This is a genomic window from Sphingobacterium chuzhouense, from assembly GCF_014692525.1.
GTDB classification, from domain to species: Bacteria; Bacteroidota; Bacteroidia; order Sphingobacteriales; family Sphingobacteriaceae; genus Sphingobacterium; species Sphingobacterium chuzhouense.
The window spans coordinates 606,580-628,585 of record NZ_JACNYL010000001.1; the positions used below are offsets into that span (position 1 = coordinate 606,580).

12 protein-coding genes are annotated in these 22,006 nt (G+C 45.5%); 1 reads left to right on the forward strand and 11 read right to left on the reverse strand.

What is annotated here, in order from left to right:
• Positions 1–120: 120 nt before the first annotated feature.
• The 11 genes from H8B21_RS02565 to H8B21_RS02615 all read right to left on the reverse strand — a co-directional run bounded on the left by H8B21_RS02565 (position 121) and on the right by H8B21_RS02615 (position 21,219).
• On the reverse strand, positions 121–660 hold the full coding sequence (locus tag H8B21_RS02565; RefSeq protein ID WP_190312215.1) for an RNA polymerase sigma-70 factor: 540 nt from the start codon (positions 658–660) through the stop codon (positions 121–123).
• 125 nt (positions 661–785) lie between these two features.
• A complete protein-coding gene (locus H8B21_RS02570; RefSeq protein ID WP_190312216.1) occupies positions 786–1,436 on the reverse strand; it encodes a hypothetical protein in 651 nt (216 codons plus the stop codon).
• 19 nt (positions 1,437–1,455) lie between these two features.
• The gene (locus H8B21_RS02575; RefSeq protein ID WP_190312217.1) at positions 1,456–3,003 is read right to left on the reverse strand and encodes a right-handed parallel beta-helix repeat-containing protein; all 1,548 of its coding nucleotides are present in this window, start codon (positions 3,001–3,003) and stop codon (positions 1,456–1,458) included.
• A gap of 15 nt (positions 3,004–3,018) precedes the next feature.
• Complete coding sequence (locus tag H8B21_RS02580; RefSeq protein WP_190312218.1) at positions 3,019–4,773, reverse strand: RagB/SusD family nutrient uptake outer membrane protein; 1,755 nt, start codon at positions 4,771–4,773, stop codon at positions 3,019–3,021.
• 17 nt (positions 4,774–4,790) lie between these two features.
• Entirely contained in the window at positions 4,791–7,994 is a 3,204-nt protein-coding gene (locus tag H8B21_RS02585) for a SusC/RagA family TonB-linked outer membrane protein (RefSeq protein WP_190312219.1), read from the reverse strand.
• Positions 7,995–8,003: 9 nt separating this feature from the next.
• Positions 8,004–9,452 carry a fasciclin domain-containing protein gene (locus H8B21_RS02590; protein ID WP_190312220.1) on the reverse strand — a complete coding sequence of 483 codons (1,449 nt, stop codon included), beginning with the start codon at positions 9,450–9,452 and terminating at the stop codon, positions 8,004–8,006.
• Between the two features lie 18 nt (positions 9,453–9,470).
• Positions 9,471–11,123, reverse strand: a complete 1,653-nt coding sequence (locus tag H8B21_RS02595; protein WP_190312221.1) for a fasciclin domain-containing protein — start codon at positions 11,121–11,123, stop codon at positions 9,471–9,473.
• 13 nt (positions 11,124–11,136) lie between these two features.
• On the reverse strand, positions 11,137–12,639 hold the full coding sequence (locus H8B21_RS02600) for a RagB/SusD family nutrient uptake outer membrane protein (protein WP_190312222.1): 1,503 nt from the start codon (positions 12,637–12,639) through the stop codon (positions 11,137–11,139).
• A 17-nt stretch (positions 12,640–12,656) separates the two neighbouring features.
• A complete protein-coding gene (locus tag H8B21_RS02605; RefSeq protein WP_190312223.1) occupies positions 12,657–15,929 on the reverse strand; it encodes a SusC/RagA family TonB-linked outer membrane protein in 3,273 nt (1,090 codons plus the stop codon).
• A gap of 9 nt (positions 15,930–15,938) precedes the next feature.
• Positions 15,939–18,167 carry a fasciclin domain-containing protein gene (locus H8B21_RS02610; protein ID WP_190312224.1) on the reverse strand — a complete coding sequence of 743 codons (2,229 nt, stop codon included), beginning with the start codon at positions 18,165–18,167 and terminating at the stop codon, positions 15,939–15,941.
• Between the two features lie 307 nt (positions 18,168–18,474).
• Positions 18,475–21,219, reverse strand: coding sequence for an exo-rhamnogalacturonan lyase family protein (locus tag H8B21_RS02615; protein WP_190312225.1), 2,745 nt, complete (start codon positions 21,217–21,219; stop codon positions 18,475–18,477).
• Positions 21,220–21,253: 34 nt separating this feature from the next.
• Here H8B21_RS02615 and H8B21_RS02620 point away from each other — a divergent pair, with 34 nt between their 5' ends.
• Positions 21,254–21,949: a DUF6250 domain-containing protein gene (locus H8B21_RS02620; RefSeq protein WP_190312226.1), complete on the forward strand. Its 696-nt coding sequence runs from the start codon at positions 21,254–21,256 to the stop codon at positions 21,947–21,949.
• Positions 21,950–22,006: the final 57 nt, after the last annotated feature.

A 22,006-nucleotide genomic window follows, 5' to 3' on the forward strand; every position in this document is an offset into this window, starting at 1 on the left:
AAATAAAAAATCGTCGCTGCGGATATTTGAGAAAAATGGATAGTACTAAGGATGTGCATATGCGTGAATTGAATTGATCTATGGATTTCGCCTCAGTAGGATAAAGAGCGAAAACGGTATTTAAAACCCTATACCGTAGAGTAGGAGAAACAGCCAGAAATAATTGAAATTCAGTTTTTCGCGCAACACGCTAAGCCCTCGGCGCTTATGTGTTTTTATGGTATTGATACTGACTTGTAACTCTTGCGCGATTTCCTCATTAGAATAGCCATCCACATAACTCATGACCATAATCTTTCTGCACCCTTCGGGAAGTTTTTCCAAAGCGCCATAAATTGCTGTCATAAACTCTGCCCGAATAATCTGATGTTCATAATCGATGTCATCAGACTCTGTAAACGCCGTACGTTCCCAGAATTTTTGCACGACTTTATTATGACGGCTCAGATTGTATACGGCATGCTTTATCGAAGCGTATAGAAAAGATTTTATGGCGTTTTCGTCATCAGACAATCGAGTTTTGTTGTTTAAATAAGCAACGAACGCATCCTGTGCCAAATCTTCAGCGACATTCTCATCCTGCACCATCTGCCAAGCAAAATAGCATAATGCACGGTAATGCTTACTAAAAAGGAGCTTATCTTGATCTGTAGCCTTCATGGACAAGTCGCTTAACAACTGAAAAAGTTAGTAAGTTAGTTGCAATTCAAAGCTAATATACAAAATAATATTTTGCGTGGTAATTTTTGTAAAAAATTGTTGGAATTAACTTTTTTGCATTTTGCCTAAGGCAGTACAAACACCAACTCTCCTTTTTGCTTTTCTTTATAAAACACCATGGTACATAGATTTTTGCTTCTATCAATTGCGAGAATTTCCAATTTCGTTAAAGCAATATCCCGTTTATCTCCGTCGTCTACTATTCGAAGTGTCGCCCTAGGTTTCAATCCGACAGCAAACTCTCCATTCCATGACAAGACTAATTGTTTCCTTTCTGCTACGTTGGTCATGGCAATCTTGTTTTCCAGAATCGTCGTACTCCATTCGTTGGCTTGCTCCAATTCAATCAGACCGTCCCAATAAAAGCGTGGATCGTCCGCATCTAGTACTGCCGGAATTACCTTAATATCCAATGCCGCTTTTCTTCCTGTTCCATCTAGGATAAAAAGCCGTTCTTCTCCGTAATTTTCCGTTGCTGTAAATGTAATCGTATTGCCATCAATTTCAATTTCTACCAACGAAGTCTCCGAAACAGTATAGTTTCCGTTGCCACTCTTAACTTCTATCGTTGATGCGTAGCCCTCCAAAATTTCGATACTGTTTTTATCTAGCTCCAAAGCTTGTAATGGTACTGCTTTTTCTTTCTTGCAGGAGAACAGCACAGTTCCACTAAGCAACAAAAGGATGATAAGGTGTATATTTATTGTTTTATTCATATCTACTTTGTTTTAGTCTCTACTTCACAATTTTCAACCTGATGACGTCACCGCTTGCGGTCACCGCACGAAGATCAATCTCTCCTTCGTACACTGTCAAGTTTACCCGGCCTGTACTAAAAGGAACCCGTGTGCCATTTACAAAAAAGCTATTAAATCTCCCAGCTCCGCTGCCTACAACACGAGCGACATTATGTTCAACTACAATCGTCGGTTCTTCAATCCATTCGTAAGTAGCGACATTATTATTACTTCCTGCATAGAAATAGCCCATTCCCGCAGCGTAAAACGGACTGCTGGTTTTTAATTTCAAGAAATCTATATCGGGCAGACTACCGTCTGGATTACGTGGCCACAGGAGTTGACTCTCGTCAAGACTGATAAAATCATCCGCCGTGACTTCCATGTTCACGGGTAGAAAAGAATTATTGCTGATCTGAGAAAGCGTTTGATCGACCATCCGAATATGCAACCCAGCTGTACGTGGACTAAAAGACAGGTTATGCCGGATAATATGCCCGTAGCCATCCACATCTACGGCTTCTTCCCTACTTTTCCGTGTTCTCATATCATAGTTGGCGGGATTTCTGTAACCGGTATTGTTTTCGAAGAGAAGCCCCCCTAAGTGATGATTGGCATACAAACCTTGATTGTTGTTTTGAAAAGCGATATTGTTGCGGATAATGTGCATCGGGATCGTAGATGGTGTACTAGGCGATTCAGACATGCCATAACCACCGGATTTAATACCTGCGCCGTCGCCTGCCACTTCGAATGTGCCGGGTTTATAGCCGTTGTAAAATGCCCAACAATTTTCAATCGTATACGCTGCATGGGCATTGATCAGATCAAATCCATCATCGCTGTTCCACCAGGCACGGCACCCTCGGAACACGTTCCCTGTACTGGTGGTGTTCATGGGATGTCCGCCAAAACCATCCACATTTCCTCCACGTCCGCCATCGGAGATATAATCAAAGTTGTTGTAGGCGTCGCAGTTTAAAACCAGGTTATTGGCCCCTCTTACTAGATAAAATCCAATAGCCATACCATCATGCATCGCCAGGTTTTCAAAAATGTTATTGTTTCCTCCATCGTTCCGGAAACACTCCGATTGCGTATGGCCAACGATAGTTACCTGTGTGCCGACAACTTCAAAGTTTCTAAAATGTAAGTTAGAACCACTAACATAAAAAGCAATTACTCGTCGATCGACTGGTTTGATATCTGACATATCGAATATCGGGCGCTCCCCGTCATAACCAAAATAATGTATTCGTTGATTTTCACTCGCACCACTTTTACTCATATCAAACACGTGTGCCCATACGCTTCCGCTGGTGGGTGTCATAATCTGCTCCGGTTTGATCCGATACGTTCCACCGCGGAAATATACGGTATCACCGGATTGCACCAGCGACTGCGCTTTGTTCAGCGTTGCAAAAGGTTCTGCCTTTGTTCCGGCATTATTATCATCTCCGTCTACGGCGATGTAATATGTATGTGCGGACACCGAAAAACCTATCGTGCATAGCATTATTAAAATAAAAAGAATATTTTTTTTCATCGTTATTGGTTTAAATTATTCTTCTACATTCCATTTAAACGGCATATACCAATTTTCACGGTTCATCAATTTACTACGCACCGCATCGGCTTGTGGATTGCCCTCTTTGCTCAATTTCTCATAAATCTTATCCGCGAGAAACGACGGATCGTTACGGCGTATCGCTATGCGTAACAAATCCTCCCAACGGCTACCTTCGAATGCCATCTCCAACGCAGCTTCTTCGATCAGGTAATTCTCAATCTGTGTCAGGCTATCTGTTGGGTTGATATCCCGAAAGGTCACATAAGCCCGTCCCCGAAGACCGTCGTTACGATGCCATGTGCCCCTATAAAACGGATTGCTCCCGTTACGGGCGTCGAAATCATAGGGAAACGGCAAATGTGTTTGCTGTATATCCGTTTTATCCGTCTGATTTGGATCGTCGTAAACCCGACCGATTCCATTATTTAACAGCCCTACAGCCAATTTATGATGGCCGTCTCTATTAGCCGCCTCGGCAAAGCGTAGGTGCAGTTTTGCCGCCCGATACAAATGCCATTTGCCGTCACGTTGAAATTTATCGATGGGTACCATCGTCCCGATATCCGAAAACTCGTCCGTATATTTTGTAACGACGCCCTCTTTCCCTATCATGGACACTGACAGATCCCGTCGTGCATCATAAGGCACACCATTCCGCTGTGTCTGGCTATTCCATAAATCAAACGATTCCTGACTCGGTTTCAAGAGATGGTCACCACCATTTGCAGCGAACAAACTGATGAATGGGTTTTGCGGACTAAAATTACTACTGAACGGTAAGGACCATACCCATTCTGTATCCCACAACACATCTTGTGTACGCGAGAACATCGACCGCCAACCCTGCGTCTTGCTGTTAATCAGGGTGCGTACATCCTGCTCGCGGTATCGCAGATAACCCACCGCGATATCATTGTTTGTTGCTACTTCAGCCCATTTGACTTTATATCTGTCGTAACGGAAGTTATCGTTTCCTAAATTATCATAACTTGTCATCACCAGCTTATAATATTCCGCCGCTTTTTGGTAATCGTTCTTCCATAAATGTAAATCGCCTAATAGCGACTGCTTATTGATATAGAAACGCTCCATTATATAGCCATCGACCGCATACATCAATGATTCCGTACTCGAATAAAGCAGCTTATAGGGAATAGCTTCCATATCGGTGATAAGCTGTGTCAACAGCTGTTCAAATTCCAGCAATGGGTACTTATTGTTGTCCAATACGGCATCCGTATCTTCGAGTGGATCAGTCACGTAGGGCACCCGTCCGAAATGTATTCCCAATTGCAGGTATACCCAGCTTCGTACTGCCATAATATCCGAATAGCGTTGGTTGTATTCCTCCGGCGTAAATTTATTTTCCTTGCGCATCACCTCAAAATTGGCCAGCACATCGTTACAATTGAGAATAACTTCGTAAAACTTACGCGGATTGACGTACGGATTATCGCTGCTGATGGCATCGACATCGTTCGTATTGATTTCCTGCAAATACGGATTTGCCCTGTTGGTCACCGTGAGGAGGTCCGCACGCAGCTCGTTCCATAGCACGTGCTGCTCGGCCAGCGACAATAGCTTTCCATAAACGCCAATAACGGCAGCATCCGCATCGTATATATTTCGATACATCTGTTCTTTGACCAACACTTCGTCCGGTTCCACGTCCAGAAATTTGCTACAGGACGAACCAGCGAAGCAAATCATGGCAACTGAAAGACTATATATAAAGCTCTTCTTCATTTTTTCCTTTTTTTATGTTAAAACCCAGCTTTTATCCCTACCTGTATCGTCCTAAACTGCGGCGCCCTTCCGATATCGATGCCTTGGCTATAGATCGAGCTGTTGGCACTAAATTCCGGATCATACCCTAAGTATCTCGAAACCGTAAACAGGTTATTGATCGTCAAGAAAGCATCAAATGATTTCAGAATATCATGATTTACCGGCACTTGGTACCCCACATTGATTGTCCGCAGACGCAGGTAAGAACCATCTTCTATCCAGCGATCGGAAAATTCTGCATTGTCAAGCGGATCACCCCAGTTGGCACGAGGTATGTTCGTTTGCTGCCCTTCCTCTTTCCAACGGTAATTCGCGGCTATGCTCTGGTTGTGATAGCCCGATACGCTTTCCAAACGGTGGCGTGTCGCATTATAGACATCGTTGCCCAGTGAATACGTAAACAGCGCATGCATTGAAAAACGCTTGTAGCGGAATGTGGTGTGTAATGAACCGAACCAATCCGGATTGGGGTTGCCGATAACTGCCCTATCCTTTTCATCAATGATATTATCACCGTTTTGATCCACAAAATGTACATCTCCTGCTTCAAAAGGCAACAAACTACCATCCGTTAAACGTCTGCTCAAACCGGTGTTCGCGGCATCACGTGCGGTTGCGAATACACCGTAGGTCTGTAGACCATAGAATTGGTTTGCTGCGCCGCCTTCCTCCGTAATCATACGCGCACCGTAATACGTTGTTTCAAACGGACCGTCCGGTAGTGTTAGCACCTTATTGCGATACGTCGCCAATTGCAGCCCCATATCCCATTTCATATCTGGTTTATTGATCAAACGGCCTGTGATGTTCAAATCCAGTCCTTGATTCTGCATCGTAGCACCATTGGTAAACGCCAGATCCATACCTGTTTGCGCCGATAACGCCTGATAGGTAATCACGTCTTTAAAGCGATGGTTATAGATATCTACCGATACATTTACACGTTCTTTTGCCAATGAAAGATCCAATCCCAGATTTGTTTTGAAAGCGCGTTCCCATTGCAGGGCGGGATTTCCGATATTGCCCCGGATAAGACCCTGTATGCCTAGAAAATTCTGGGAAATATAATACGTACGCGCAGCATAGTCGCCGATATCGTCATTTCCGGATAGGCCATACGAAGCACGCAATTTCAGGAGGTTGACAGCGTCTGTACGGAAAAAATCCTCCGCAGAAACTAGCCAGGCAGCATGAAGTGCCGTGTTCATAGCAAAGGCGTCCTTACCCAGCTTCAAAGCACCCCGACGGGCTTCATTGCCAAAACGCGAGGAACCGTCCAAGGCCGTATCCCAGCGTAACATATAGCGTTCCTTATACGCATAGTCGTGCGACATGTAGGTGTTCACCCAGTTCGCATTCCCAAATCCACCACGGATCTGACGCAGCAGGTTGCTTCCGCCCGTTACATTCACATAATTGTCGTTTGCTGTATTAAAAGCCAATCCGTAATCATATTCCGCGTTGCGTTGCTGTATGCGGAAACCGATTCGGTTGCTTAGACGATGATCTGCTCCGAAATTATGATGGGCACTAAAGTAGGTATCATTGAACAAACTAAAGAGCTTCCGGTTCTGGACACCGGCTTCGTTCCGTATCGCTGCCGTAGGCTGGTCTTCGGAAAACACACCCAATTCGGGTATGAAGAAATTCTCACGGCCTTTATCGTATACTAATCCGGCTACGGTACGCAAGGCATAACGTTCATTAAATTGATAATTGAAATGCAGGTTTCCGACAAAACGGTAACTCTGATTTTGCCCTATCGTGTTCTCGCTCACCAGCACCGCTGGGTTACTCTGATTGAAAATATCTATATCAGCAAATACCGGTGACATGTTACCCTGCTCATCAAAACCATAAGGTGCCAAAAAGGGTGATTTAATCAACGCCTGATATAACGGGCTGCTGTGCGAATCAATCCCTTCGTTTCGTATATCCTGCCGATTGTAGAAAAAAGAAAGGTTACTCTGCATCGTAAACTTTTCAGATAACGTAAGATCCCCGTTCAATCGCATATTGTATCGCGTCAGATTATCGTATTTTAAAATACCCCGGTCATTCGTATAACCGGCCGACAACGCATACTGCGCAATATTATCTCCCCCCGCTACTTTCAGATAATAGTTTTGGTTGATACTATGATCCATGACCTCCGATTGCCAGTCGGTTTCATTCATATAGCTATAGCGCTCGGTATTTTCGGCATCCAGTTTATAATATGGTAACCGCGCAATAGAATCAGCTCCCAACCCCTGTGTACTCAACAATTCCGACAAGTAGTTTCGATATCCCCTGCTGTCCATCACCGGCAGGTTTTTCGGCTTGTTGTTGAAACCGGTCGTTGCCAGGAAATCAATCCGGGTTGCCAACTCCTTCGCACGGGCGGTCGTTATAAAGATGACTCCGTTACTTCCTTTGGTACCATACAGTGCCGATCCATCTTTTAGCACGGAGATATTATCAATATCTTTCACGTCGATATTTGCTAAGCCCGATTGGCTATAATTGGCGACCATCTCCGCACTATAGTCTTCGTCATCGTAAAGAACACCGTCGACGACCAGTAATGGTCTGGATGTGCCGTAAAAAGAATTGATACCGCGGAGGCTTAGGCTTGCGCCTGTATTGGTTGTTCCCGAATTACGCACCACATTCAACCCTGCGATTTTTCCTTGCAGGAACTGCGTCGTGTTATCATTGGATGTCGTTTTCCAGCGGTATTTTTCCAAATCCACCGTCTGCACCGCTGCGACCTGTGACAGCACACTTTGTTTTTCGTTAAACAAGATCGCTTCTTGCCGAATCGGATTATAACCTTCCTCGTGCAACCAGATCTCCAGGTTGGATTCTCCGTTCTTCGTAAACACGATTTTCTCCTGATAACCGGGTGCAGTGACGATTATTTTCGCTGTAGGTGCAGGTAATTTGAGGGAAAATGTACCATCATCTTCGGTAATGGCAGCCGAGAATCCGACCACCTGCACGTTGGCACCGACCACCGGCGCACCACTGTCCGCTGCCCGAACCGTCCCCGATAAGGTTAACTCTTGGCTAGCACCCATCGTCATTTCCAGTTTTACGGTTGGTACTACCGACGGCGCTGCTTTCAGCGTTCCCACAGCCATGCAGCTGGCCAACGTAGCACTACCGATGAATATTCTATATATCAATTGCATCATCTAATTGGTTTAGTTGGTTTTTAGTTTGGGTACAAAGCGTAGATAATCCAGCACCAGCGTGTTATTTCCGTCAGCCGTAGTTGCCGCTGATCGCAATACCGGGACAATCCGGTTGTAGTCTGCCAAGTTGAACTCCCCCAGATAGACTTCGTTGTAATTATTACGTTCTACATTCGTATACGGAAATTCATAAATTGACTTTCTGACTTCTACATCGGGATCCTCTTCGCTCGGACGTGTATCAAATTCAAAAATGCCGACCTGCTGCTGGAATACGTTTGTCTGAATATCATTCAAGGCACGCCAATACACATCGTAGGTCGTGCTGTACATCCGAGAGGTCCGGTATATTATCTGCAGACTAGAAACTTTATGATTTTGCACCATAATATCGGTAAAGAATTCACCGAATGGATCCTTACGGACACGGTGAAAGGTTCTGTCCGATACCGATTCAGAAAACCCCCAGGGCTCTTCCCCTTGTACATAGGTATCGATTAGCTTATTGACAACGGGCAACGTCGATCTGTCCAACACATGTACCCAGCCGTTGCTCAATCGCACGGACTGGCTGATAGCCGATTTATCCACAGGGAATGACACATTTGATGTACTCAGCAGCATAGCCGGCAGATTATCTCTGCTATACGCCTGTTTAAAAAGCATATCTTTTACAATTTCGTACTGACCAATTGCATAGGAGGAATCGGCATGGTTACGGTAATTTACATAGGGTAAAAACTGCTCTACCTCTGCTGTAAAATCTTCATTCTTCAATATAAAATAGGTGAAATGTTGGTTTTCATCCCGTACGTCGCCCACTTCCCGCAGGAATTCGTTGTTTAGGTAGTAGTCTTCGGGATCTTCGACTGCGGCCGTATCATAGAGGTTGTATTCGTTGAGACTGAGAATAAACGCATTCTGGCGTTCATCGCTATGCGCGTTCATATATTCCCATAAGCTTTGTCTGGGCGTTAACACGTCTGTAATGATGTGGTACATCCCATCTGTTCCTGCCTGGTTTGACTTGCTAAACGCTGCCCCATCGATTTCGCTGTTTACGAAATCCAGGGTCTTCCCACTGAGCATCGTTAGGCGGACGGTATCCGCCGAGGCATTCAAGCGGTGGGTAGATACGGCAATATGATTTTTCACAAAATTTACCCGAGTTTCCGGATCATCGGACAACCCGGCCAATGCAGCCTGCATCCGGCTATTTTCCGGCGCAAAGACGGTATACGCATTATTGCCATCCAATATTTCGTCTACACCCGAAGCGCGTAGCAACTTCATAAATTCGCTGGCCTCGGATTCTTGGTCCAAACGTTCCAACAGCGGTTCGTTCGTTAGCCCCGCGTTATCCCGGGCATGTTCATCCCAGGGATCGGAGCAACCAACTTGTAGTAATAGGATACAGATCAATCCTATTACCGGTCTTACTATATGATGTTTCTTCATTATCTTCATCATTAAGGTTTATGGATAAACAGCATTGCCTTGCGTGTCAAACTGCGGATAGATTTGCTCTTGGTCTATCGGGATAAATTGAATAAAATCTAACCAAAACTGAGCGTTTACATTGGTATTTGTTTCAAAACGTAAAGTATGTCTGTCGGTAACATCAATATCCACAATACCCACCATTTTACAATTGTAATTATTGACACCCGAAAGGTTTCCGGCAACATGCTTTTTATAGCCTAATGCTTCTAACTCTCGATCAGGTAATGTACGTATCCGATATTCTCCAAGATTGAGTGAGCGCGATAATTTTACGCCATTGAGATAGGTATCAACAGTATTCCCTCCATTTTGACGCCACCCTACCCAAACTTTGTATCTGCCCCGCACAACCACAGGGGTTTTAAACTCTATCCATGGAATGACCGCAGTTCTTAACGTAACCTGTAATCTATCTCCATTAACCGCCCCTTGCATATTTGAAGCCGTTGAAAGTAAATAAGAGATTGTAGTGTTATCTGCCCCTCCCCAGGTTACATCTTTTAAGAATCCTTTCGTAATCCCTGTCAAATCACTTCTCCCATACACCCCTGCCACACGAAGCTCAGGCTGATCTGCAGGATCCCAGTCCACACGAAAAGGTTGCCGTTGTTTGATATAGATATCGTCTTTGATATAGTGCAGTACGCCGTTGACCGTCGTGTTATCACTAGCTTCTCGGTCTACTTCAGCCCCTTCTTCTAATTCCCCTAACCATTCCTCTTCGTTCAATATGATTTTCTCCCGATCCACTTTAACGAGCAATACTTCCCGTGGTACTTGTGTCGTATGCGAACTGGAGAACGCGAGGTCGGATACATATTTCAAATCCGGCAAGACATGGTACGCGATATGCATATACAAACTATCCTCCGGATTTTTTGGGTTTCCGGTATGATTGTACTTTTCCACTAAATCCTGTATCGTGTTGAAGCCTCGCTGGGCAAAAGCTGCATTGCTCACCGCCAATACCGAGAAAAACTGTTCCGCTACCCGCTGATTAAGCAAGGCATCCAAACCGGTCAGGTGCAAAGCTTCGGCAAAAAGACTGAGGTTCGGATCGGCTTCAATTTCCTCCATCACCGTATTAGTAACTTTCGTAAACACCTTATCGACGCCGTGTACCACGCCATTGCCGGTGCGGATATTCGGCATAATAATCTTCGATTCCTTGTTGAGAACGAAATAGGATTGTCCATCTATATTTTGCACTGCCGTGGTGATAAACATTCCGAAAACCGAGTTACGCTGAATCTTGCCATCCCGAAACTGTCCGGTCGATACCGTATCCTGCACGATGTGCAAGTTCACCAAATCTTTTACGTCCGCCTCAGCGAGATCGTTCAAGCCACTTTTGCCCTCGCTTTGCAAAAAAGCTTGCATAGCACTGTTGTTCGGAGCAAACACCGTATACGTTCCCCAGGCGTCCAAATAAGATGCGGCACCTGCCCGTTGAATAGCCTCGGCAAAAAGGCTGTAATCTTCATGTTCCGCTAAAAAGCGGTTGATATTCGGGCTGGTGTCCGTTGTTTCTGTAAAATTTTCCTTCGTACAGGAAAACAGCATCATAAACAGCCCTATCCACATACACCGGGTAATGCTTGATTTTAATAATGTTTTCATCTTCATCGTTCTCCTATTGTTAGTTTCCATAAAATGGGTTTTGTTTCAACACACCACCACTACGTTGAATTTCGATGTAGTAAATAGGAAGATAATGGCTATCTACATCGCGATATTTACCCAACATGGCCTGTTGTCTGTCAGCAGGTGCATAATTCACAATCATACTGGTAACCAGATCCAATCGTTCGTAGTTATTTCGGCGGGCATTACGCAATACATCAAACCAACGCTTTCCTTCGTACGCAAATTCCCGGGCACGCTCCTCCACAATAAAGGTCGTGATACCCTGCTGGTCATCGGCTCCAGGATTCAAATCATTACCCTGCATCGCATTTCCACGCTCCCGGATCGTGTAAATCAAATCTAAGGCCTCTTGACCGCGGTTTAGACCATTTAGTGCTTCCGCTTTCATCAGCAGCACATCGGCATATCGGTAAACCATCCAATGCGTGTAGGAGTCTTCCAAAAATTTGCTCTGCGTCCGGTTTACACCATGGTATTTATAAATCATATTGGTGGCGGTAGACAATGCACCGCGGTCGCCCCGCACATCAAAGTTTTCGGGATCCGTCGCATCAAACTGAAACAAACCCTCGTATACATTCTGTCCTGCCGTATAAATGGCATTTAGTCGGAATAAAGCAAAGAAAGGGTTAAGCTGTTGCCTGTCGTATTGCAGTTCAAAAATACCTTCTACCGAATTGCCTTGTCCAAACAACTCCGCAAGCCAAGTGGAAGGATCACCCGATACCAATTCAAATACACCGGCATCGATAATTTCATCACAGGCATCCGCCGCCTTTTGAAACTCGTCCTGCCACAGATATACATCTGCCAACAGCGCATTTACCGTATGACGGGTTATTTTACCCTTATCTGCGGCCGTGCTCCCGAACGTCTCACGCACCATCGGTTCGGCGCGGACCAAATCTGCTACCACGGCCTTCAGCACGTCGTTTTGTGATGATTTCGCTATAGACACCAGATCTTCATCCGAAGCGGTATAGGTTAACTTAATGGGCACATCTCCCCAGATACGAGCCAAATTGAGATACATCCAGGCACGGATAGCCAACGCTTCTCCGACATAGGCGTCCAGGTCTCTCTGTGTCAATGTGGGATCCAGATCTTTCACCGCCGGCGCATGGTCGATTATGTTGTTGCAATAGTTAATAATCTTATAGAACATTCCCCAGTTACTAAACGAGTTGGTCGGCAACATATCGGCAAACCGGTATTCCGTATATGCCTGTGGAGCAAACGTACTGATATCGACCATATCGGTACGGATCTCACCGTGCATAAAAAGCTCCTGACTTAGGTGTCGATTACCATAGACAGGTGTTATTAAGGAAATATACAATCCATTGACTGCTGCTCGTACCTGTTCCTTCGTTTTCCAATAGTCTTCGGCCACCACACCATCCTGCGGCTTTAGATCCAGCCATTTATCACAAGAACTGAAACTCAGCAGTGCAAGTGCCAAAGCGGGAATTGATTTTTTGAATATATGTATCATTACTGTCTTCTTCTAGGTTAAAAACTTGTCGATAAACCGAATGTAAAGCGCATGGTTGGTGGGGTACGTGAGTTATCGCGTGCCAGTCCAAAAATGCCTTTTTCCATATTGACTTCCGGATCCTGCCCTAAATAGCGTGTCCAGGTATAGAAATTCTCGCCTGTTACGTATAGGCGCAGATTACTCATTCCTATACGATCAATCAGGCTCCCCCGGTTAAAGGTATAGCTGATGGTAGCCGAACGGAAACGCAGAAATGAGGCGTCCTCTACATAACGGTCGGAGCCCAACCAGTTATAGCCCATGCCCATCAGCGCACGTGGCATGTCCGTGACATCGCCTTCTTTCCGCCAACGGCGCAATACAGCTGTCGATTGATTGCTGTAGTTGGTCATGTTGGTCGTATACATTAACGCATCGTTGATCGCTTCATACCCTAAACGGAAGTTAAAAAACAGGTTAATTCGTAAACTATTTTTGATCGTAATCGATGGACCGAATCCACCGGTAAATTTCGGATTGGAATTACCGAGGTATACAATATCCCGCTCGTCAATACTTCCATCATTATTGATGTCCGCGTATTTCGCATCACCCGGTTGGAACACATAATCGGTATAGGGGTAGTTAAACCGCATATACACGGGTTCGCCATCCGGCCCATATATCGATTGGCCGTTAACATCCTTCGCAATCGTTTCTTCCAAGGTAGAATACACCCCTTCGTAGCGGTAACCAAAGAAAGAGCCGATCGGATTGTTAATCTGCAAAAACCGTTTATAGTCGCCGTTCACCGTTCCTGTTCCGGCCTCGTTCACAAAAAATTCCGGCACTTCCCGAACTACGTTGAGATTCCGCGCAATATTAAAAGCGAAATCGACCATCAAATCTTTGGTACGATAAGGCGTCGCGTTCAAATTCAGTTCCCAGCCCTGATTGTCCATCACACCGTAGTTTAACCAGATGCTTTCAAATCCGGAGGTGTTAGATACGCCAAGATTTTCGAACAGCATGTCGGTGGTACGGTTGCGGTAGAATTCCATATCCAAGCGGAAACGGTGTTTCCACATTTCCAGGTTCAGCCCCACATTGGCTCCTTTCACCCGTTCAAACTTGAGGTTTCTATAGGCCATATTTCCCGGAGCCGTACCCGCTTCATCCAGATAGGTCTGATCGTAACTGACGATATTGCTATAAAAGAGGTAATCGTAACGGGGTGCTTTTCCGGAATGCCCATAACTCGCTCGGAAACTCAGCTCATCGATAAAGGGTAGGTTCTCCATAAAGCGTTCGCCCGAAACACGCCACCGTGTAGAAATCGACGGAAAATAGCCATAACGGTAGTTGGCTCCGAATTTGGAGTTTCCATCCCCACGCACACCCACATTGACAATATAGCGGTCTAAGAATTTGTATTGCGTACTGAAGACGGCTCCAATGGATCGAGATTGACCTTCTCCCCCTCTCAACGATAATTCGTTATTTTGTGTCCGACCCGGATTTGACGGATCGGTTAGCAAGATTGAAGCTGTATTCGAAATCATCGACTCATAACTCAGTCCACGGAAATCGTCCGTTTGCCAAGAGAACAACATCTGGAGATCGTGCTTCATCTTATCGCCCAGGTTTGGTGTATAAATCAAATTGCTTTTCGTCTGTATCCGAAAATCGTCGCGATCAGATTCCCCCGCCCGATTCACCACCGTTTCTGTATAAGGTCTACCTGTAGCTAGCTGCGGAAGGAAATTATTTACGCGTGTATTATTCATGTCGAACATCACGCTAAAATCAGAAAACAATATTCCTCGAATTAATTCATAACGCAAATTAAACGTTGGGGTGATCCGTTCACCCATGTGTTTGTTATAGGCGTATTCGGCCATCGCCGCGGGGTTATAGGTGCTCGGATAAGCACCTTGGATATTCCGGTCCGGCGAAAAGTAAACCGGCATGATATTCCCGTAAGGATCATATTCCCACAAACTCATGTTCGGCATTTTAATATAGGCAGCACCGCGGATATTATCCTGATCATCTTTGGAATTGACGTAATTCCGGTCGGTTACCGTATGGGTATAGGAAATATCTGTACGGAATTTAATACGTTCAGAGATATCATAATCAAGGTTTAGCCGTGCGGAAATACGATTTAAGCCGGAACCAACCGTGACTCCACGTTGGCCTAAGTAAGCGACAGAAGAATAATAGCGAGCCTTCTCTCCACCACCTTGTATCGAAAAAGTATGGTCATTGGACAGACCCTTCTGGTTGATCGCCGCAATCCAATCGGTATTCTGACTGTAATTATTATAATAGTATACGTCACCCGGATCGTATTGAAACTCTTTATTAGTCAGCGTATTCAACGGTAAACCGGTACGATTCATGTACATTTCCGGGATGAGCGATGAGTATTGGTCACCACTCAATAATGGAATAGCACCGGGTACGGTTGACATCGTACCTCGGAAAGAATAACCAATTCGCGGTTTTGACATCGTTCCACGTTTCGTGGTGATGAGTAACACCCCATTGGATCCCCGGGATCCCCACATAGCGGTCGCAGCGGCATCCTTTAACACCGAAATGGTCTCTATGTCTGCCGGAGCGACATTCAGTAACTGGGCGTAAGCGTCTTCATCGGCTGCCCCGAAGTTAAAATCACCAGGCACCTCGGTCTCGTAAGGCATTCCGTCGACCACGATCAGCGGTTCCGCGCTGCCACTTAGTGACGACGTACCCCGTATACGAATAGACATCCCCGATCCGGGATCACCTGAGTTAGCCGCGATATCGACTCCCGGCAAGCGTCCTTGCAACGATTCATCAATAGATGACGACTGCATCTCCTGCAATACACTCGCGTTGATGGTAGCCGTAGCGGTAGTCAAATCACGAGCGGATATATTTAATAAACCGGTATTGGGCTGTGCTCCGCCAACACCCGTAATGACCACTTCTTCAATCTGACTATCACTGGTACTCAATTCCATATTGATCTGTGTTCTGCTGTTAATCCGGACGACCTGCGCATTGTAACTGATAAATGAAAAATTCAACCGGTTCAACGCGGTGGTAACCGCTAAGGCGTAGTTACCTTCTATATCCGTGGTTGTCGCAGCTACGGTACGGTTATCGGCACTCAGTTCAGACACCGTAACACCCGCCAGAGGCTGTTTGGAAGTTGCGTCGACCACTTTTCCGCGCACAATGTGTTGCGCGAGAGCGGTATGGCCTACACAGCATATCCAAAACAACAAAAATGTAAAGCTATATGTTAATTGTCTCATAATCTGGATTTAATTATTGTAGTTTAAATAACCGTTCAGTTCATGCAACACGATACGATCACTTAGGTACAGATCGGGCGTATATACCGTTGGTACTGTTCTCCCTTTTCTATCCACAAAACGCAGGTTTCCGACCGCATTGGAAACATTGACTGTCAGCGACTCATCGTTTTCGTTCTTTGCTAACGTGACTGCGGATAAAATGTCACTATTGCCATCCGCAGCAACATTCACATTGGTCAGGATATGGTATTTAATAAAACTCTCGATCTGAAATTTGCCCACAATATCGCCTGTCGACGGGTCGGCAGGCAGTACACCGTCATTGATCGCTTGTTGCACAGCATCATTGTTGGGCATCAATAATGTGTAGGAGCTCCCACCGGCTACTCCGGTGATGACCCGGTCATTCGCCACATAGAGTGCTGATTTAGACACATAATTCCAGAATCGACTGACATTCGGGTTGATCGTCGCTATACGCGCCATCGCTTCACCTGCCGTTTCGCTCGAAAACTCCAAGAGATTGTCCACATAATAGACACGTCCATTGTTTCCAAATTTCGCTGTTCCCATGATGTGTACAGGTTCTTGCAGCCTTTCGTTGCCAGCGGCATAAATATTACCGTTATTCCATTTGATGAATTCACCCGGCAGTGCTTGGTCGCCTGTTTGGATAAAGCCTTGTGTATTGTTGATGTTCGCCAACTCATCGTTTGGCGTTTCTACAATATGGCTATAGAGTAAACGCGCCAGACGTGTCTGTGTCTGACTATGTCCTATTGTATTTCCATTACGATCTACCCATGACCACTCGCTCAAGCGTTCGTTGTAGGAATAGCCTAACCTATTGAGCAGGCTGTTGGAAAATAGAAATAGTGTAAAGTTTGTTCCGGGATTGATGACGAGCCGTTTGTGTTCCTGTTCTAACAACATCAGCATTAAGGAGTATTCCGGATCTAAAATCACGTGCTTGTATACGGTATTGAACAAATCGGATTCCTGTATCTTACTTGTTCCATAAAAGAACCCGTTACTTACGATTTGCTTATCAACAATATCCGTTTTTGTAAAACGGGCCGTTTCTTCATGTGGATTGGTTTTTGCATCGAACTGGCTAGGCCATACAGCGCTTTGCCACAACATCGTATTGACCAGATCGGCCATGACATTTTTCGGCACCCTGTTTAAGGTTTTGTAATGTTCCAGAAAGACATTCCGTATCCAAGGTTCTATCACATTATTGGTCGGGATGAACATACTGTAACCATCTTGCTGCCCGTCGTTATCTGCCTCTTTGAGAAAATTTTCATTGTTAGGCGAAAAGGCCAACAACGGATCATATACCTTGATATATACGTCTTCGACCTGTCCGGTACGGTATTCATAGGTCTTGCTCGCCGCTGCACTGTACTCGTATGTCACGAAAAACTGGTTTAAGATCGAATCCCGGAAAAAGCTATATTCATCATGCTCCCTTAGGTATTGATCCAGACTCGGACGAGGTAACGTGACGACATCCACTTCGTGTATCACACCATTCTCGGCAATGATATCGGCTTTCGCAACCGTTCCCCCCATGAAAAAGAAGTTCGATGCTCCTAAAGAAGGATAAAAGAATTGGTAATCATCTGTAGGGAGACTGTTGAATTGTCTGTATTTTTCGTGAAAGTACGTGACATATTTATTGTTGTTATCTCCGTCGACATAATATGGTGTTCCAAAGTTGACCGTGACATTGTTCCGGTTTGACGCTCCGACAATTAACTCTCTTTCCGTTCCGTTGATATTCACCTTTTCTTTCCGAAAGCCATCGTAATAGGCTGTACGCCTCCGGAATCCCATGCCTTCTTCCCAGCCTAAACTGCTTTGATAGTCAGAAATGTGATTGGTTTGGAAAGCATTGTAGACCAATGCATAACGGACGATCTGCTCGGCAATGGCGTCGGGAACTTGGTCTACATTTGCGTAGCTATGCTCCTTTAGAAATTTGTTGACCGCATCATCATTTGGCGCGAACAATGTCCAATACCCTGCTTGGTTGAGGGTTTCCATATATCCCGCCTTTTCAATTAACCGACGAAAAAGAGAAAATCTTCCTTCCTCTTCCAGGCGTGTGTATATCGGTGACTCCAGATTGTCAGGTCGGCTGTAATAGTTATCGAAAGCTTCTTTCCGACAGCTGAGGCAAAATGCCGTAAACAGCCCCAATAAAAAGATTAATTTGTAAAAACGCATACCATAGTTTTATAGGTTTATCAAAATTTAAGTATTACTATTTTCTTTTATTGGTCGAGGTTTTCCAATCTGATAATCATTGGCATATACCATCCTCGGACGGGATCTTTCATCCCATCTAAAAATCACTTCATAGCGTCGACTAAATTCTATTTACTTATTCGGTTTTTTTGTTTAGTATCGTTTATTTATTCGATTATACTTCTTCTCAATTACTGCTTATTATTAGTTCTTCGGTTGTTAATTGTTCATATATATCAAATATATTACGAAGCCTTTGAAGTGGCAACCTGTGGCATCCTGCCATTTATGCTCCTTCTCCTATGGAATCACCGGCAAACGCAAGACACTGCATAGCAGCTAAGCTCCATTGGGCAACAGCATTGGTAGACAAAGGTGCCTCATCCCGTTCGCTGAGTACTTCCGGTGGCCTAACAAGGCGTACCGGTGGTATGCCTAATTTCATTCCCGCAGCACCGGCATAAAATTCCTTCCAGGCGCGTTCCTTTAGTACATGGTCTTTCAAAAACCAACCGGCATAGGCGGTGAGTTTGCTATGCCCCTGCCCTAGGTTTGGTGTATTAAAGGTTTGATTAAGGTGCTTTTTTTGCCAGGCTGCATCCGCATTATACCCCTCACAGTACTGTAGCCATGCTTTCGTAAATACCGGCACATCCAGCGAACCAATGAGTTCCGTGCAGATTTCCGCCAAGCCAAACGCCGCATTGAGATGGGACACCCTGATATGCTGATGCTTCACGTGTTCAAACACGCCGTTGCTCAAATCCATATCAGCCGAACTGGTAAAAAAACCATAAGGCTGGTTGCCAATGCTACGCATACTGTTCAGCAAACGCTGTTTCATCTTTTCGTCACCCGTACGCTCCCATTCCGTAAACCAAGCGGATGCTAAAGCGCCCCAGTCGGTACCGAACGACATACTCACCTTGTCCTCATCTTTGGCGGCTATTTGACCTACCTTACGACCGGGCACAATGTGCTTAAGCGTATGTGCTGCTTCGATCTGTTCACGCATAAGGTCACCGATACGCTCATCAGCCGTGAGATAGTAAAGAAAACGTCGGTTAATAACGGTGCTGATGCGCAGTTGCTTGGCACTGCATCCCCAGTGCATAACATTGTGTCGTGAACCTAAGGGGGAAAAACGTCCGATATGATGCACATCAACTTCGCCGGTGTGCCGTGTCATCGCCTCTGCCATGCGGAACACATCATGCCTGCCTGAGCGCAGAAAATAATACCATAACCAAAGGTCCGTGGATAATTCGGAATTGTCCCATGCGTATCCACCTACATCATACCGCCATACGTGACGATCCTGATCATAATTATGCATAACATCACCATAGTTCCAAAACCCATACCATCGGTGCTGCTCGATCTGCTTTTTGTAATAATCGATATAAAATGCCAGCTGCGCTTCAATAGCTTTTTCGGCATTGGTTTTAGGCGGACCAACTGTATATGCCCCACCAAATACGCCACTTTGCTGATAGTGGATGGGAGCGCACACCAGCAACGGCGGATCTTGGATATGTTTGGCCATGAGCGCGAGTTCTTCATGGGTTGGTGTACTGTCTACGATACAAATTTCAAGCTCGCTGGTTCGGGCTATTCCATAGGGAGTGCCAAATCCGGGTTCGTAGTCCTCGTAAGTGATATCTAGCCCTTCCAGTTGCTTTTCATAGGTATCTTGTCCCATGCCGTCGTGGTAAAACCGGAGATCCATGGCAGGAGCATTCGGTGCCCACATCCAGAGCGTGAGTTTAGCCGCATCGGTATGCGCGTGCCGAATGTCTATCTGTGCGGGAAAGCTTTGCCAAAAATTTCGGATACCGAATACCAATCCGCCGCTAGCACCACCGATATATCCGGCACCTGCAGCGCGCTGACCGTGGGCTGAAGTGAGCCAGCCATGACCGGCAGTTGTTCGCTTACGGATTTCAAAACCATCTGGCGTGAGTTGGGTAAGCGAGTAGTCTCCAAAAGAAGGTATATAGGATAGCCCGTTTGCCACGCGTGGGTTGAATGTTGAAATTGGTGCTGTTGCCCTTCCGTCCACCTGCGCATCCCGAATTTCCTTACCCGGGTCGCGCCGCAAGCCTGTCAACCCCTTTACCGCCTCGCCAAACACCCCTCCATTGTCGGAACAGAATCGAATATGTCTGTCGTACAGGGCGTCTGTCGTCGGCACCGTGAACTGCATCCCCAATCCACGGATGAAATCTTTGTATTCGTCCGCATCATACACTAATGTATGAACCATACGAATGGCAGCTGTATGGAGATAACAATAAAATCGTACCGTAAACGGTAGTAGCTCACGCCCTGTATCCGAGCGGTGTATACCTGTTGTTTTGATGACCACGCGAATGGGTCCTTGATGCTCCACAACCGTCTCGTAGATTTCGCTCCGAAGTTCTTCGCTTAGCAACGGCTCGCCCATAGTCTGTTCCGGTAGGTTTTGCCACTGGAGTACTAATTGACCATCGGTAACGGTGGTTTGTTTACCTTGATGAATGGATCTGATCAACATATTCCCTTTTTTGGAGAATACGCATTGCATAGACCGCGTATCTACCTGAATTATATCGTCATCCTCCCTAACAGCAATTGATTCATCTCCCGTATGGGACGAAAATCCTCCCTTACGCAAAACCAAGGCAGCTTTGCCATCTTCTTGATCCAATACAGCGGCGTGTGCCGACCATTTTACCGATCCGTCAGGCCACCGGGCCGTGACCCAATGTTGACTAGGTAGCGTGCCGCCACCGGGGGCAACCAGTGTGAGCGCATTCGTTTCTTTCAGTTCTCCCTTACTCCACGGAACACCCCATGTCACACCTCGTGTTCTTTTGGGCGCATGTTCTCCCAACCAGTGTAAGTTTTTATCCTGTTGATATTGCCTATCTCCCTCGAATGCATGAAATGGTACTGAACCACTGAGGGGCAAGGTGGATGCCAATATGGCCGACTGCTTTAGAAAATGCCTTCTCGATTGCTGAAAATAGTTGCTTTTTTGTGGGCTCATTACTGTTTTGGTATTTGTTTGTTATTTTTGTTCTATGAAATTTGTCTATACGATTCTCTTTCCTATTTGGGTAACCGTTATCCTCACAGCATGCCAAAGTCGTTCGACTAGCTCTGCTGAAACTGAGCTACTCTTCGAGGAGACCTTCGAAAATGGATTGGATAGTTCTCGGTGGGTAGTCGAGATTGAACCCAAACCAGACTCACGTGTTTACGTGGCTGACGGTAAACTTTGGCTGGATACTTATGGTGGAGTGACGGTATGGCTAAACTATCGGTTAGATGGGAATGTAGCCATTGAATACGATCGCACTGTGATGATAGATACCGGTACGAACGATCGGCTTTCAGACCTAAATCAGTTTTGGATGGCCACGGATCCAAAAAATGACAATTTGTTTTCCCGATCAGGGGTATTTGAAAGCTATGATTCATTATCGTTATATTATGTGGGCATGGGCGGTAACACCAATACAACTACCCGTTTCCGAAAATATGAAGGCGATGGAACCAAACCCCTACTCTACGAACACGATAGCAGATTGGAATCCAACCGTACCTACCGTATCCGCACGGAAGTGATTGACGGTGTTACCACCTTCTCCGTGGACGGTCAAGAACTATTCAGCCATCGTGATCCGAATCCGTTGACACAAGGTTATTTCGGATTACGGTCTACTTACTCTCGCCAAGCGATTGACAACCTGCGTATTTATCGGCTTAAAGATTAACTCACGGAATACGTGTTATGCGGAGATTTAACCGTAATAAAATAAAAAGAGGCTAAA